Source organism: Sphingomonas pruni NBRC 15498, from assembly GCF_001598455.1.
In the GTDB taxonomy this organism is placed as follows: Bacteria; Pseudomonadota; Alphaproteobacteria; order Sphingomonadales; family Sphingomonadaceae; genus Sphingomonas; species Sphingomonas pruni.
This window is the reverse complement of record NZ_BCYZ01000100.1, coordinates 1-13051: the sequence shown is the minus strand read 5'-3', so window position 1 is coordinate 13051 and position 13051 is coordinate 1. Positions and strand designations below refer to the sequence as shown.

Below are 13051 nucleotides of genomic sequence, written 5' to 3'. Positions count from 1 at the left end.
GGGGGCCAAGTCGCTCGTGTCGGCCCTCACCCTTCCGCCGCTCTTCGAGCGGCTCCCTCCCTCTCCCAATGGGAGAGGGATTTTAGTTTCAAGCGTCGATGGACGTTCCCAGAGCGGCGTTGACCAGGCCGCCATCGACGACCAGCGTATCGCCGACGACATAGTCGGAAGCGCGGCTGGCCAGGAAGATCGCGGCGCCGGCCATGTCCTCGTCGGTGCCGATACGGCGCATCGGAATGTTCTTGGCCACCTCATCGCCATGGTCGCGCGCGGCGCGGTTCATCTCGCTGGCAAAGGCGCCGGGTGCCAGGCTGGTGACGATGATCGCATCCTTGATCAGCCGCGCGGCCATCCGCTTGGTGAGGTAGATCAGCGCCGCCTTGGAGGCATGATAGCTGTACGTTTCCCACGGATTGAGCCGCAGACCGTCGATCGAGGTGATGTTGATCACCTTGCTCGGCTTGTCATAGCTCGCCTGAGCCTTGAGCAGGCCGTGCAGCGCCTGGGTCAGGAAGAAGGGCGACTTCACGTTCAGGTCCATCACCTTGTCCCAGCCGCTTTCCGGAAACTCCTCGAACGGCACGCCCCAGGCGGCGCCGGCATTGTTGACCAGAATGTCGAGATGATCCTCGTGCTCGGCCATTTTCGCCGCGAGCGCCTTGCAGCCCTCTACCGTCGACACGTCCATCGGAATCGGAATGCAATTGGGGCCGAGCTCGGCGGCGGTCTCCTCGCACGCAGGCGCCTTGCGCGACGAGATGTACACCTTGGCGCCCTGGGCGATGTATCCCGCGGCGATCATCTTGCCGATGCCGCGGCTGCCGCCGGTGATCAGCGCGACGCGCCCTTCGAGGCTGAAGAATTTGCTCGTGTCCATGTGTCTTCTCCCGTTTCCTAAAAACCGTCATCCCAGCGAAAGCTGGGATCTCGCGCCACTTGGGGCGCCGTTGCCGCGCCGTCGCTTGAGACCCCAGCTTTCGCTGGGGTGACGGGCTAATTCGTTCGCTCGACTTATCCCCCGCGCTTCAACGTCTCGCGCGCGATGATGAGTTGCTGGATCTGGCTGGTGCCTTCGTAGATGCGGAACAACCGGACGTCGCGGTACAGCCGCTCGATGCCGTAATCGGCGATATAGCCCGCGCCGCCATAGATTTGCACCGCGCGGTCGGCGACGCGGCCGACCATCTCGCTGGCGAAATATTTTGCCGCGGCCGATTCCATCACGACGTCCTTGCCGGCGTCCTTTGCCGCGGCGGTCTCGAGCACCAATGCCCTGGCGGCGAGTGCTTCCGTCTTCGAATCGGCGATCATTGCCTGGATCAATTGGTGCTCGGCGATCGGCTTGCCGAACTGCTTGCGCTCGCTGGCATAAGCGACGCAATCGGCGATCAGGCGCTCGGCGACGCCGACGCACACCGCCGAGATATGCAGCCGCCCGCGGTCAAGCACGCGCATCGCGATCTTGAAACCTTCGCCCTCGGCACCGAGCCGGTTCTCGGCGGGCACGATCACGTCGTCGAACATCACGTCGGCGACCTTGGCGCCCTTTTGTCCCATCTTATTCTCGGGCTCGCCGATCGACACGCCGGCAAGCGAGCGCGGCACGAGAAAGGCCGAGACGCCGCGTCCGCCCGGCTCGTCACCGGTGCGGGCCATTACCGTGAACAGGTCGGCCTTGTCGGCATTGGTGATGTAGCGCTTGGTCCCCGACAAGCGATAGGCTTGCCCGTCCCATACTGCCTTGGTCTTCACTGCCCCCGAATCGGAACCGACATCGGGTTCGGTCAGCGCGAAGCTGGTGATCACCTCGCCGCTAGCGATCCTGGGCAGCCATTCGGCTTTCTGCTCGGGGCTGCCGGCCATCACCAGCCCCTGGCTGCCGATCCCGACATTGGTGCCGAAGCTCGAGCGGAAAGCGGGCGTGGTGCGGCCGAGCTCGATCGCGACCTTCGCTTCCTCGATCATGGTCAGACCCAGGCCGCCATAGTCCTCGGCGATCGACAGGCCGAACAGGCCCATCGCCTTCATCTCTGCCGTGACGTCGTCGGGGATGGCGTCGTTCGCTTCGACATCGGCCTCTAGCGGGCGCAGCCGCTCGGCCACGAAGCGGCGGACGGTGTCGATCAATGCGTCGAAGGTTTCGGCGTCGAGCGCCATAATGTTCCTCTCCCCATGTCCAACTCGTCATGCCGGGCTTGTCCCGGCATCCAACGCGCGACAACGGCCGGATTCCGTTGTGCAGGGTTGGACCCCGGAACAAGTCCGGGGTGACGGTTGGTAGTTTGGCGCACAGCCCGCTGCAACAGCAAACAAACCCGAAATTCGAAAAGTCGGATTGACCGGCTTCCTGCCCCCTCTATGCTGCGCCAAAAATACATGCAGGAGAATGGAATGCGGTTTCAGGGCAAACGCGCCGTGGTCACTGGCGGCGCCTCCGGTATCGGACGCGCGACGGCGTTGCGATTGGTGGAAGAGGGTGCCGACGTCCTGATCGGCGATGTCGATGTCGCGGGCGGGCAAGAGCTTGCCGAAACGTCGAACGGCCGCATCCGCTTCCAGAAAACCGACGTGACTCAGGCCGCCGATATCGAAGCGCTGATGGCTGCCGCCGATGCCGCGGGCGGTCTGGACGTAGTGTTCAACAATGCCGGCGCGGCCGGATCGCGCGACAAGATCGACGAGATTTCGCCCGACGATTGGGATCGCACCATGAGCCTGTTGCTGCGATCGGTGGCGATGGGCATCCGCTATGCCGCGCCGCTGATGGCGAAGCGTGGCGGCGGCGCGATCGTCAACACGTCGAGCGTCTCCGCGCTGGGCAGCGGCTACGCGCCGACCGCCTATTCGACCGCCAAGGCAGGCGTGCTGCATCTGACCAAGGTGGCCGCAGCCGACCTCGCCAAGCACAATATCCGCGTCAATGCGGTCGTGCCGGGGTTCATCACCACCAACATCTTCACCTCGGCGCTTGGGCTGGAAGGCGCGGTGCGCGATCAGGTCAACGGCGTGATCGCGCAAACCGCCGCGCACGCCCAGCCGGTGCAGCGCGCCGGGCGGCCCGAAGACATCGCCGCCGCTGTCGCCTATCTCGCGAGCAATGATGCCAGCTTCGTCACCGGCACGCATATCCTAGTCGATGGCGGCATGCTGATCGGCACGCGCGCCAGCTGGGACGACAGCGTGCCAGGCTTGTTCTCGTCGCTGGAAGCCGCCGCCTCGTGAGCAAACTGGCAGCGCCGGCGCCGCGGCGGCTTTCGACCTGGACCACGGCGAGCTACGGCTTCGGGTCGGTCGCCTATGGCGTCAAGGACGCCGGGTTCGGGACGTTCCTGCTGATCTTTTACAACCAAGTGATCGGACTCGACGCATCGACCGTCGGATTCGTGATCTTCATCGCATTGGTCTGCGATGCGTTCGTCGATCCGCTGATCGGCGTCTTGTCGGATCGTACGCGCGGGCGCTGGGGGCGGCGCCATCCCTGGATGTATGCGGCGGCCCTCCCGATCGCGATCGGCTGGCTGCTGCTTTGGAATCCGCCGCAGCTGAGCACTGGCGCGACGCTGGTCTGGCTATTCCTCACCGCCGTAGTCGTGCGCAGCGCAGTCAGTTGTTACGAAGTACCGTCGCAGGCGCTGACGCCCGAGCTGACGTCGGATTATGACGAGCGCACGCGGATCACTTCCTACCGCTATCTGTTCGGCTGGGCGGGCGGCCTAGCGATCCTGCTGCTCGCTTACGGCGTGTTTCTGACGCCATCGGCCGCCTATCCCAACGGCCTGCTCAATCGCGTCGGTTATGGTCACCTGGCGATTGCCAGTACCGTCATCATGGTGGTCGCGATCCTGGCATCGGCGCTGGGCACGCATCACGAGATTGCGCGGTTGCCCAAGACGGTAGTGCGCAGCCAGACGCTCGGCGAGCATTTCCGCGAGCTGTGGGAAACGGTCAAGAATCGCGGCTTCCTGATCCTGATGCTGGCCGGCGTGTGCGCTTATACCAATCAGGGGATCAGCTACGCGCTATCCAACTACACGTATAATTACGTCTGGCAGTTCAAGTCGTGGACCCTGCAGCTACTGCCGTTCGCGCTGATGCTGGGGGCGGCGCTCGCCTTCGTCATTGCACCCGCGGTCGGCAAACGCACCAGCAAGCCACACGCGGCGATGGCATTCGTCCTGGCGGCTACGGTGTTTCACACCATGCCGTATTGGCTGCGCTTCGCCGGCGTCGTTCCTGCCCCGGGATCGAGCGCGCTGGTGTTCATGCTGCTGCCGATCTTCGTCATCGCGACGGCGCTCAGCGTGTCCTCGTTCATTCTCGGCGCGTCGATGATGGCCGACGTGGTAGAGGATTCGGAAGCGCGGACCGGCCGGAGGTCGGAAGGCGTCTATTTCGCCGGATCCTTCTTCGTCCAGAAATGTACCTCGGGGCTGGGCATCATGATCGTCGGCCAGCTGCTCGACCTCGTCTCGTTCCCCAAGGGCGCGAAGCCCGGCATGGTGCCGATTGCGGTGATCGACCATCTGACGCTGGCCTTCATCCTGATCTACGGCTCGCTCGCGATCGTCGCGGCTGTCCTGTTTGCGAAATTCCCGTTCGGTCGCACCGAACACGAAGCGCGGCTGGAGCGGATGATCGCTGCTGCGGAGGCAGAAGGGGCGCCGCACGCACCGTGATACCCGGCGTGACACCGGTAGCGATTCGGCGGATTCCGACCACAAAATGTGGGTGCCGCAGGTGTGAATTGGGTTTGCGCGCTACCGTATTTGGGCGTTCACCGGCGGCGAAACACCGTTCGTCGTGAAAGGTTCCGTTCATCGCCCCGACAGGGTTCCCATGTCGGTTTTGTCCACCTAACCCACCATCAACACTTCAACGGACCTTTTGGGGGGTCGCATGAAATTTGGTGGTTTGGCAGCGCGATTCGCGCTGGTGGCGCTCTGCGCCCTGGCGACGACGGTGCCGGCTCAGGCTCGGTTCTGGCAGTGCGCTCCCTATGCGCGCGAGATTTCGGGCATCCAGATTTTCGGTAACGCCAACACCTGGTGGTCGCAGGCCGCCGGCAAGTATGAGCGGGGCAATACCCCAAAGGTCGGATCGGTGCTCGCCTTCGCCTCCACCGGCCATATGCGCCTTGGTCACGTCGCGATGGTATCGGCGATCGTCAGCGATCGCGAAGTCCTGTTGACCCATGCCAATTGGTCGCGTCGCGGCGGTGTTGAATACAATGTCCGCGCGATCGACGTATCGGCCAACGGCGACTGGAGCGAGGTCAAGGTCTGGTACGGCCCGAATGGCGATCTCGGCACCTCCATCTATCCGACCAAGGGCTTCATTTACGCCAATGGCGCGCCGAAGCTGGACAATGGCGACAGCGATCAGGTCGATACGTCGCGCAGCCAGACGATCGCAACGATCGCTCCGGTCGGTGCCCGCGGGATCGTCGGCGTCCGCGACTAAGACGGACCTGTCTCTCAAATTATAGCGAGAGTGCTGCGTTTAAGCTTCCCCGGCGAAGGCCGGGGCCCAGTGGCAGTGCACTCGCGGCGGCTCCGCGCCATCTCCACGACAGCGCAACTGGGCCCCGGCCTTCGCCGGGGAGGGGTTGGTTCATTTCGGCCGAGGGCAATTCTCCTCGGCCGATGTCCTACGCCTTGCCCGGCGTGAAATTCATCGCCGCGCCGTTCATGCAATAGCGCAGGCCGGTCGGCTTGGGCCCGTCGTCGAACACATGCCCCAGGTGACCGCCGCAGCGGCGGCAATGGACTTCGGTCCGCGTCATTCCCAACGAACTGTCGTTGCGCGTCTTCACCGCCTTGGGCAGCGGCGCCCAGAAGCTCGGCCAGCCGGTTCCGCTCTCGAACTTGGTCTTCGACGAATAAAGCGGCAGCGCGCAGCCCTTGCACGAGAAAATACCGGCGCGATGCTCGTTGTTGAGCGGGCTGGTATAGGGCGTCTCCGTCGCCTCATGCCGCAGCACCTGGTAGGATAGCCCCGGCAACCGCTTGCGCCATTCAGCGTCGCTCAACTGGAACTCGAACTTTTCGGGCGGCGCGGCGGGCGCGGCGCGGCAGCCGCTCACCAGCATCGTCGCGGCACCGGTACCGGCCAGGGTCAGGAAATGGCGGCGGTCGAACGTCATCATACGGGCTCCATCGATCGGACCTATATAGGTACGGACGATGAGCCCCGCAGGTTTCAACCCGCCATGATTTCCGCGCTCAATATTTGCTGAGCTCGACCGGCAGCTTGCGATAACCGTGGACGAAGCAGGCCGCGACGCGCGTCGGCTCGCCGACGACGTTCACCCGCATCCGGCGCTTGGCCATTTCCTCCAGCAACACGCTGATCTGGAGCTCGGCAAGGCGCGCACCGACGCAGCGGTGAATGCCGTGGCCGAACGCGAGGTGGCGGCGCGCATTGGGGCGGTCGACGACGATATTGTCGGCGTCGTCGCCGAACACGGTCTCGTCGCGATTGGCCGAGATGTACCAGAGCGCGAGCTTGTCGCCTTCCTTGATCGTCTGCCCGCCCAGTTCGTAGTCCTGAGTCGCGGTACGGCGCATGTGTGCGAGCGGCGTTTGCCAGCGGACGATTTCCTGGACCGCGTTCGGGATCAGTTCCGGATTGGCTTCCAGCTTGGCGCGCTGGTCGGGGAACAGGTCGAGCCCATAGGCGGCCGCCGACATCGAGTTGCGCGTCGTGTCGTTGCCGCCGACGATCAGCAGGATCAGGTTGCCGAGGAATTCGTACTGATCCATCTCCGCCATCGCGTCGGAATGGATCATCATGCTGATCAGGTCGGGAGTAGGCTCCTTACCGACCTTCTGGTTCCACAGATTCTGGAAATAGGCGCCGCACTCGAACATGTGCGTCAGACGCTGGGCGCGCAGCTCCGGCGTCTTGACCAGCTCGATATCGCCGGCCCAGTCGGACCAGAAGGTCAGTTTGCGGCGATCTTCCCACGGAAAGTCGAACAGGATGGCAAGCATCTGGGTGGTCAGTTCGATCGACACCTTGTCGACCCAATCGAACTGCTCGCCCCAGGGCAATGTGTCGAGAAGCTCGGATGTGCGGCGGACGATGTCCGTCTTCATCCGCACCATCTCGCTGGGAGTAAAGGCGGGGGCGACGGTACGGCGCTGGCCGGTATGTTTGGGCCGGTCCATCGCGATGAACATCGGCATCTTGACGTCGCTCTCGGGCAGGAAATCGGCGAGGGTGATCCCGCCGACTTCGGACGAGAAGATTTCCGGCAGCGATTCCGCCTCGACGATCGGCTTGTAGGTGGAGATCGACCAATAGGGGCCGAAGTCCGAATGCTCGACCTTGTGGACCGGCGATACGGCGCGCAGCTTCTTGAACGGCGCCTGCCAGACATCGTCGCGATATAGCTCGGCGCGGCTGACGTCGAGCGGATCGATCGGGCCGTCATATTTGTAGGTCGGCCCGTTCGCCATCATCTCGGTCAATTCGGCCTGAGTCGCCATGCCCACTCTCCTATATATGGGCCAAGACAAACCTATACTTACACGGATGTCAATAGTGTAGCGTTTAGCTGCTGGAAGGCTGCGGCTGTTTGCGTTTGCGCTTCGGCCCTTCGCCCGATTTCAGCACGCCGCGGCGGAACCAGCGCGCGCCTAGCGAGATCACCAGCGACACCCAGAGCAATTGCCACAGAATCGCGACCGCATGCGGCCATAGCGCCGACGAATTGGCGGCATGCGCGGCCATCGCCATCGGCGAGCTGAACGGGAAGATTTCCGCGATCCAGGCGATCGTGCTTCCCGGCTTGCCGGCGGCAGCGGTCGACATGCCGACATTGGCCATTTGCACGACGGTCATCGGCAGCGCCATCAGCTGAAGCTCACGCTGGGTCGAGGCCTGCGCGCCGAGGATCAGATAGACCGCGCCGATCAGCAGGTAAGACATCACGAAATAGGCGAGGAACAGCAGGGCGAAGACCGGCTTGCCGACGGCAGGCGCCACCCCCGCGAGGGCTGCAGCGGTCCCGGCGGGGAGAATAGCGGTGATCTGGCTCGCGACCGTGCCCCAGAATCCGACGAACAGCAGGGCGACGCCGAACATGCCGATGAGCTTGCCGAAGAACACCGATTCGAGCGGCACCGCGGCGGCGAGGACCTCGATTACCTTGTTGCTGCGCTCTTCCGCCATCGTGCCCATCGTCAGGCCGGCAAGAAACAGGGTGAGCAGGAAGATCGCCATGACCGCGAACAAGGCCGCCGCGTTATGGCCGCTGGTGGTCACGACGGTACGGACGATCTTCGTCTTGGTGGCGACGCTTAGCGGCGCGGTTGAGCCGAGCTTCTGCGCGCGCAACGCCTGCTCGGCGAGACCCGCGAGATAATCGGCCTCGTTGCTGCCACCATTGCCATAGACGATTATCGGGTGATCGAGCGGGCCGTAAAGCGCCGCATCGACGTCGCCGTCACGACTCGACACGCGCGCGCGCGCCTGAGCGGCGGGATCGCTGGACGGCGTGACGACGTCCAGCGGCGGCGGGATATCGCCACGTCCGAATACCTGGCGCAACTGGCGGTCGGTCGCGACGATGGTCGCCACGTCAGCGGGCGCGGCGATAACGACGATCCGAGCGCGGTCGGCGGCGCCCTGCGCCATGCTCGATGCGCCGAACCCGCCGGCCGCGCCGAACAGGATGGTGAACATCGGCGACAACAGGAACAGCAGGAAAGTCGGGGTGAACACGGTTGCGATGAAATCGCGCCGTGCCACGGTCAGCGCCTGGCGCAGTCCACGACCGATGTTATTGGCCATCACAGCGCCTCCGCTTCGGCTTGAGCCAGCGCTTCGGCGCCGACGATGCGGACGAAGGCATCGTGCAGACCGGGACGCTCGATCGACAGGCCGGCGACCCCAAAGCCCGATTGTGTCAGCTTGAGCAGCAATGCCTCGACCGCGTCATCGGCGACCGGAAAGACCCAGTCCCGCCCATTGTGCTGTGCATCGGCAGGCAGGATCGCCGCCACTTCTGGGCCGTCGCGCTCGGGCTGGTAATGCGCGCGCATCGGCAGCATGCCGCGCGCGTCGGCGACGGTCCCTTCGAAGCGCCGCTTGCCCCCGGCGATAATCGCCAGCCGGTCGCACAGTCGCTCGGCATGCGCCATGACGTGGGTCGAGAACAGGACGGTGGCGCCGCGCGCCTGTTCGGCGCGGATCAGCCGTTCCAGCCCTTCCTGGTTGACCGGGTCGAGTCCCGAAAAGGGTTCGTCGAGCACGAGCAAATCGGGTTGATGGACGACCGAGCCGAGCAACTGGACCAACTGCGCCATGCCTTTGGACAATTTGCGGATCTTGAAATCGACCGCATAGCCCAGACCGGCTTGCTCCATCATCTCGACCGCGCGCTTGCGTCCGATCTTCCACGGCAGGCCGCGCAACGCGCCCATGAAGGCGATCGCTTCACGCGCCTTCATCTGGGGATAGAGGCCGCGTTCCTCGGGGAGATAGCCGACATGATCGCTCGCCTCGCGCGGGCGATCGCGGCCGAGCAGGGTGCGCTCGCCTTCGTCGGGCTCGATGATGCCGAGCAACATGCGCAAGGTCGTGGTCTTGCCCGCGCCGTTGGGACCGAGCACGCCGTAGATCGTCCCGGCCGGCACCGCGAGATCGACGCCGTCGACCACCCGCCGCCCACCGAATTTCTTGACGAGGCCGTGGGCTGTGACGGCCAGAGATTGAGACACGCGACCTCCCTCGACTGGTCCGTCCGTGGTAGCGGGGCGGAGTGATCGAACACAAGCTATTCGAAGACCGCTTGCGCGCCGAAGCCTTAAGGCTCGGTTTCGCTGCCGTCGGTATCGCCCGCGCCGATGCCGCGCCGCGCGCGGGCGAGCGGCTGCGGCAATGGCTGGCCGAGGGCCGGCATGGCGAAATGATCTGGATGGAAGAGCGTGCCGACCAACGCGCGGCGCCGGCCGGATTGTGGCCCGAGGTCAGGAGCGTGATCGCGCTGGGCATGAGCTACGCGCCGGGTCGCGATCCGCTCGCGCTGGCGGGGGAGGGGGATCGCGGGCGGATCTCGGTCTATGCGCAGGGCAGCGACTATCACGATCTCGTCAAGCGGACGTTGAAGGCGCTGGCGCGATGGATCGTGGCGGAAGCGCCAGGCAGCGACCTCAAGGTGTTCGTCGATACCGCGCCGGTGATGGAGAAGCCGCTGGCTGAAGCGGCCGGGCTGGGCTGGCAGGGCAAGCACACCAACCTCGTCAGTCGTGAACATGGCAGCTGGCTGTTCCTTGGGGCGATCTACACCACGCTCGACCTCGCGCCCGATCAGCCGGGGCGCGATCGCTGCGGCTCGTGCGACGCGTGCCAGCGGTCTTGCCCGACCGACGCCTTCCCGGCGCCCTATCGGCTCGATGCCCGCCGCTGCATCTCGTACCTGACGATCGAGCATAAAGGGCCGGTGCCGGAGGAATTTCGGGCAGCTTTGGGCAACCGCATCTATGGCTGTGACGATTGCCTGGCGGTGTGCCCGTGGAACAAGTTCGCCTCGGCGGCAGCGGCCAATCGGGCTTTCCTGCCGCGGGCGGAGTTGGCCGCGCCACGGCTCGCCGATCTGCTCGCGCTCGACGATGCCGGATTCAGACAGGTGTTCTCGGGCTCGCCAATCAAGCGGATCGGGCGCGACCGGATGGTGCGCAATGCGGCTTATGCGGCGGGGAATAGCGGGGACGCCGGGTTGGCGCCGGCGTTGGAGGCGTTGCGAGATGATCCGTCGGAGGTGGTGCGGGACGCCGTCGGTTGGGCGTTAGATAGGTTAAAAGCCGCTCCCCTTTAGGGGAGGGGCTGGGGGTGGGGCTGTGCTCCAAGCAGTATCCCCAGTTGATAGGCCCCACCCCAACCCCTCCCCTGAAGGGGAGGGGCTAAACTTACTTCCCGCCCCCGCGCCGCGCCAGCGCAGCAACGCAGCTGGCGCGGTCGATCGGGCTGCCGTCGGGCTGGCGGGCATCGACATAAGTCACCGTCGGCTCGCCGCCATTTTTGCCCGGATAAAGATAGGTATCGAGCACGCAGAACGAGCCCTGGAACTGCAGCTTGCGGGCCGTGCCTTCGCGGACATCGGCGTTGGCGGTACCGAATAATTGGGTGAGGCCGGTGGCGTTCTGCCCGATCACGCGCTCCAGGCCGCTGGTCGGCTGGGGCGGCCTGACGACCATGGTCGGCGTGGCGGGGCGTGCCAGAGTTGTCTCTCCGCAGCCCGCAACCAGCAGGGCGAGGCCCGCAACAGCCAATAAACCTTTCATCCTCGTCTCCCGTGAAACAGATGCGCCGCCATCGCCGCGCCCAGGATCGGGGCGAACAGATTGACGACGGGCAAAGTAAGCAATCCCGACACGATGACTCCCAATTCCCAGCGCACCCAGCGGGTCGAGGCGCGCCAGGCCTTCATTTCCGACGGCGCGATATGGCGCGCCGCGACCATCTCGCCCAGATCGACGCCCAACAGCCAGCCATTGGCGGCGAAGAATAGCAACGGCGTGCCGAATCCGGTCACCAGGAGCAGGATATAGGCCGGGGCGAGTGCCAGGTTGACCGCCAGCGCGCGGCCGGCCGAGCGCAACCCCATGTGCAGCGAGCGCGCGAACGACACGTCGTGCGCGCTCGCCAGCGCGTCGGGATAATGTTTGCGCTCGACGGCGATCACGATCTCGTCGCCGAACAGGTCGATCACCGCGATCGCGATGGCACGGAACAGCACCCAGCCGAACAGGAGCGTCGCCACGAACTCGCCGATCATCGCCAGGCCGGCGGCGTCCTCGCCCCAGCCGAGCTGGTCGACGAACAGCCATTGCGTTCCGAACCAAAGTCCTGCGCCGAGCAGCAGGAAGACGAGCAGGGTCAGCCCGATCGACTTGAGAAAGACGCGGAGGATCGCGGAATCGGTGAGCTGGCCGAGCGACAGGAGGAAAGCGCGGATCATCGTTGCTTCTGTCTAGCGGCGGCGATACGGCCCGGCCAACCATTTCCCGGAGATATCTGACTTGACCAACCCCGCCTATGACGTGGTCGCGATCGGCAATGCCATCGTCGACATCCTTTCGCAGTCGACCGACGAATTCATCGCCGCCGAGGGTATGACCAAGGGATCGATGGCGCTGATCTTCGATCCCGCCGCCGCGGACGATCTCTATTCGCGGATGGGCCCGGGGCAGGAAGTGTCGGGCGGATCGGCGGCGAACACGATCGCCGGCCTCGCGGCCTTGGGCCAGCCGACCGGCTTTATCGGGCAGATCGCCGACGATCAGCTCGGCCAGGTGTTCGCGCACGACATCAAGTCGCTCGGTGTGCATTTCGCCACGCCGCCCGCGACCGGTGGCGATCCCACCGCGCGTTGCCTGATCCTGATCACCCCCGACGGCCAGCGCACGATGAACACGTTCCTGGGCGCGGCGCAGTTCCTGCCCGAGAGCGCGGTCGATGCCGAGACGATCGGCGCGGGCGCGATCCTCTATCTCGAAGGCTATCTGTGGAACGCCGAACAGTCGCGCGACGCGATGAAGCGCGCGATCGCGATGGCGCGCGATGCCGGGCGCAAGGTGGCGTTGACGCTGTCCGACACGTTCGTGGTGGAAGGGCATCGCGATGAATTCTTCGAGTTGATCGATGCCGGCCAGATCGACCTGCTGTTCGCCAACGACAACGAAGTCCGCGCGATGATGCAGACCGACGATATCGCGGCGGCGGTGAAGAACCTGGCGGCGCGTGTGCCGACGCTTGTCTGCACGCACGGTCCGCACGGCGCCGAGGCGCATCATGCCGACGAGCATGCCCGCGTTCCCGCCGAACCGATCGATCACGTGGTCGACACGACCGGCGCGGGCGACTTGTTCGCGGCGGGCTTCCTCGCCGGACAGGCTCAGGGCCGCGACCTCGAGACGAGCCTGCGTATGGGCGCGATTTGCGCCGCCGAATGCATCTCGCACGTCGGCCCGCGGCCGCTAGCGGATCTCAAGAAGCTAGTGGCGAGCAAGCTGGGCTGATCCTGTTTCCCTCTCCCGCAAGCGGG

Annotated in this window: 13 protein-coding genes; 5 read left to right on the top strand and 8 right to left on the bottom strand. The window is 64.9% G+C overall.

Annotated elements, in window-relative coordinates; translation table 11 throughout:
* Nucleotides 1-88: 88 nt before the first annotated feature.
* Nucleotides 89-877, bottom strand: coding sequence for an SDR family oxidoreductase (locus tag SPR01S_RS19475; protein WP_066592907.1), 789 nt, complete (start codon nucleotides 875-877; stop codon nucleotides 89-91).
* 134 nt (nucleotides 878-1011) lie between these two features.
* Complete coding sequence (locus SPR01S_RS19470) at nucleotides 1012-2157, bottom strand: acyl-CoA dehydrogenase family protein (RefSeq protein ID WP_066592897.1); 1146 nt, start codon at nucleotides 2155-2157, stop codon at nucleotides 1012-1014.
* 234 nt (nucleotides 2158-2391) lie between these two features.
* On the opposite strand from SPR01S_RS19470, the gene SPR01S_RS19465 reads away from it, so the two are divergent.
* The 3 genes from SPR01S_RS19465 (at nucleotide 2392) to SPR01S_RS19455 (ending at nucleotide 5460) form a co-directional block, all read left to right on the top strand.
* On the top strand, nucleotides 2392-3222 hold the full coding sequence (locus tag SPR01S_RS19465; RefSeq protein ID WP_066592911.1) for an SDR family NAD(P)-dependent oxidoreductase: 831 nt from the start codon (nucleotides 2392-2394) through the stop codon (nucleotides 3220-3222).
* Nucleotides 3219-4676, top strand: coding sequence for an MFS transporter (locus SPR01S_RS19460; protein ID WP_174531912.1), 1458 nt, complete (start codon nucleotides 3219-3221; stop codon nucleotides 4674-4676). Before SPR01S_RS19465 ends, SPR01S_RS19460 begins: the two co-directional genes overlap by 4 nt.
* A 220-nt stretch (nucleotides 4677-4896) precedes the next feature.
* Complete coding sequence (locus SPR01S_RS19455; RefSeq protein WP_066592896.1) at nucleotides 4897-5460, top strand: CHAP domain-containing protein; 564 nt, start codon at nucleotides 4897-4899, stop codon at nucleotides 5458-5460.
* A 187-nt stretch (nucleotides 5461-5647) separates the two neighbouring features.
* Here SPR01S_RS19455 and msrB read toward each other — a convergent pair whose 3' ends face one another.
* From msrB to SPR01S_RS19435, 4 genes are all read right to left on the bottom strand, one after another.
* The gene (msrB, locus tag SPR01S_RS19450) at nucleotides 5648-6142 is read right to left on the bottom strand and encodes a peptide-methionine (R)-S-oxide reductase MsrB (RefSeq protein ID WP_066592909.1); all 495 of its coding nucleotides are present in this window, start codon (nucleotides 6140-6142) and stop codon (nucleotides 5648-5650) included.
* Nucleotides 6143-6221: 79 nt separating this feature from the next.
* Nucleotides 6222-7460, bottom strand: a complete 1239-nt coding sequence (locus SPR01S_RS19445) for a cytochrome P450 (RefSeq protein WP_245662126.1) — start codon at nucleotides 7458-7460, stop codon at nucleotides 6222-6224.
* Between the two features lie 94 nt (nucleotides 7461-7554).
* Nucleotides 7555-8796: an ABC transporter permease gene (locus SPR01S_RS19440; RefSeq protein ID WP_066592892.1), complete on the bottom strand. Its 1242-nt coding sequence runs from the start codon at nucleotides 8794-8796 to the stop codon at nucleotides 7555-7557.
* The gene (locus SPR01S_RS19435) at nucleotides 8796-9725 is read right to left on the bottom strand and encodes an ABC transporter ATP-binding protein (protein WP_066592884.1); all 930 of its coding nucleotides are present in this window, start codon (nucleotides 9723-9725) and stop codon (nucleotides 8796-8798) included. The genes SPR01S_RS19440 and SPR01S_RS19435 overlap by 1 nt, the downstream gene beginning before the upstream one ends.
* A gap of 41 nt (nucleotides 9726-9766) precedes the next feature.
* On the opposite strand from SPR01S_RS19435, the gene queG reads away from it, so the two are divergent.
* A complete protein-coding gene (gene queG / locus SPR01S_RS19430) occupies nucleotides 9767-10822 on the top strand; it encodes a tRNA epoxyqueuosine(34) reductase QueG (RefSeq protein WP_066592882.1) in 1056 nt (351 codons plus the stop codon).
* Between the two features lie 91 nt (nucleotides 10823-10913).
* On the opposite strand, the gene SPR01S_RS19425 is transcribed toward queG, so the two are convergent.
* Both SPR01S_RS19425 and SPR01S_RS19420 read right to left on the bottom strand, forming a co-directional pair.
* A complete protein-coding gene (locus SPR01S_RS19425; protein ID WP_066592876.1) occupies nucleotides 10914-11288 on the bottom strand; it encodes a hypothetical protein in 375 nt (124 codons plus the stop codon).
* Entirely contained in the window at nucleotides 11285-11965 is a 681-nt protein-coding gene (locus SPR01S_RS19420; RefSeq protein ID WP_066592873.1) for an EI24 domain-containing protein, read from the bottom strand. Before SPR01S_RS19420 ends, SPR01S_RS19425 begins: the two co-directional genes overlap by 4 nt.
* Nucleotides 11966-12026: 61 nt before the next feature.
* Here SPR01S_RS19420 and SPR01S_RS19415 point away from each other — a divergent pair, with 61 nt between their 5' ends.
* On the top strand, nucleotides 12027-13025 hold the full coding sequence (locus tag SPR01S_RS19415; protein WP_066592871.1) for an adenosine kinase: 999 nt from the start codon (nucleotides 12027-12029) through the stop codon (nucleotides 13023-13025).
* Nucleotides 13026-13051 lie beyond the last annotated feature (26 nt).

Coding starts and splice junctions, on each gene's coding strand:
- SPR01S_RS19445 (WP_245662126.1), bottom strand. CDS start 7,460: ATGGCGAACGGGCCGACCTACAAATATGACGGCCCGATCGATCCGCTC.
- msrB (WP_066592909.1), bottom strand. CDS start 6,142: ATGACGTTCGACCGCCGCCATTTCCTGACCCTGGCCGGTACCGGTGCC.
- SPR01S_RS19420 (WP_066592873.1), bottom strand. CDS start 11,965: ATGATCCGCGCTTTCCTCCTGTCGCTCGGCCAGCTCACCGATTCCGCG.
- SPR01S_RS19465 (WP_066592911.1), top strand. CDS start 2,392: ATGCGGTTTCAGGGCAAACGCGCCGTGGTCACTGGCGGCGCCTCCGGT.
- SPR01S_RS19475 (WP_066592907.1), bottom strand. CDS start 877: ATGGACACGAGCAAATTCTTCAGCCTCGAAGGGCGCGTCGCGCTGATC.
- SPR01S_RS19455 (WP_066592896.1), top strand. CDS start 4,897: ATGAAATTTGGTGGTTTGGCAGCGCGATTCGCGCTGGTGGCGCTCTGC.
- SPR01S_RS19425 (WP_066592876.1), bottom strand. CDS start 11,288: ATGAAAGGTTTATTGGCTGTTGCGGGCCTCGCCCTGCTGGTTGCGGGC.
- SPR01S_RS19470 (WP_066592897.1), bottom strand. CDS start 2,157: ATGGCGCTCGACGCCGAAACCTTCGACGCATTGATCGACACCGTCCGC.
- SPR01S_RS19440 (WP_066592892.1), bottom strand. CDS start 8,796: ATGGCCAATAACATCGGTCGTGGACTGCGCCAGGCGCTGACCGTGGCA.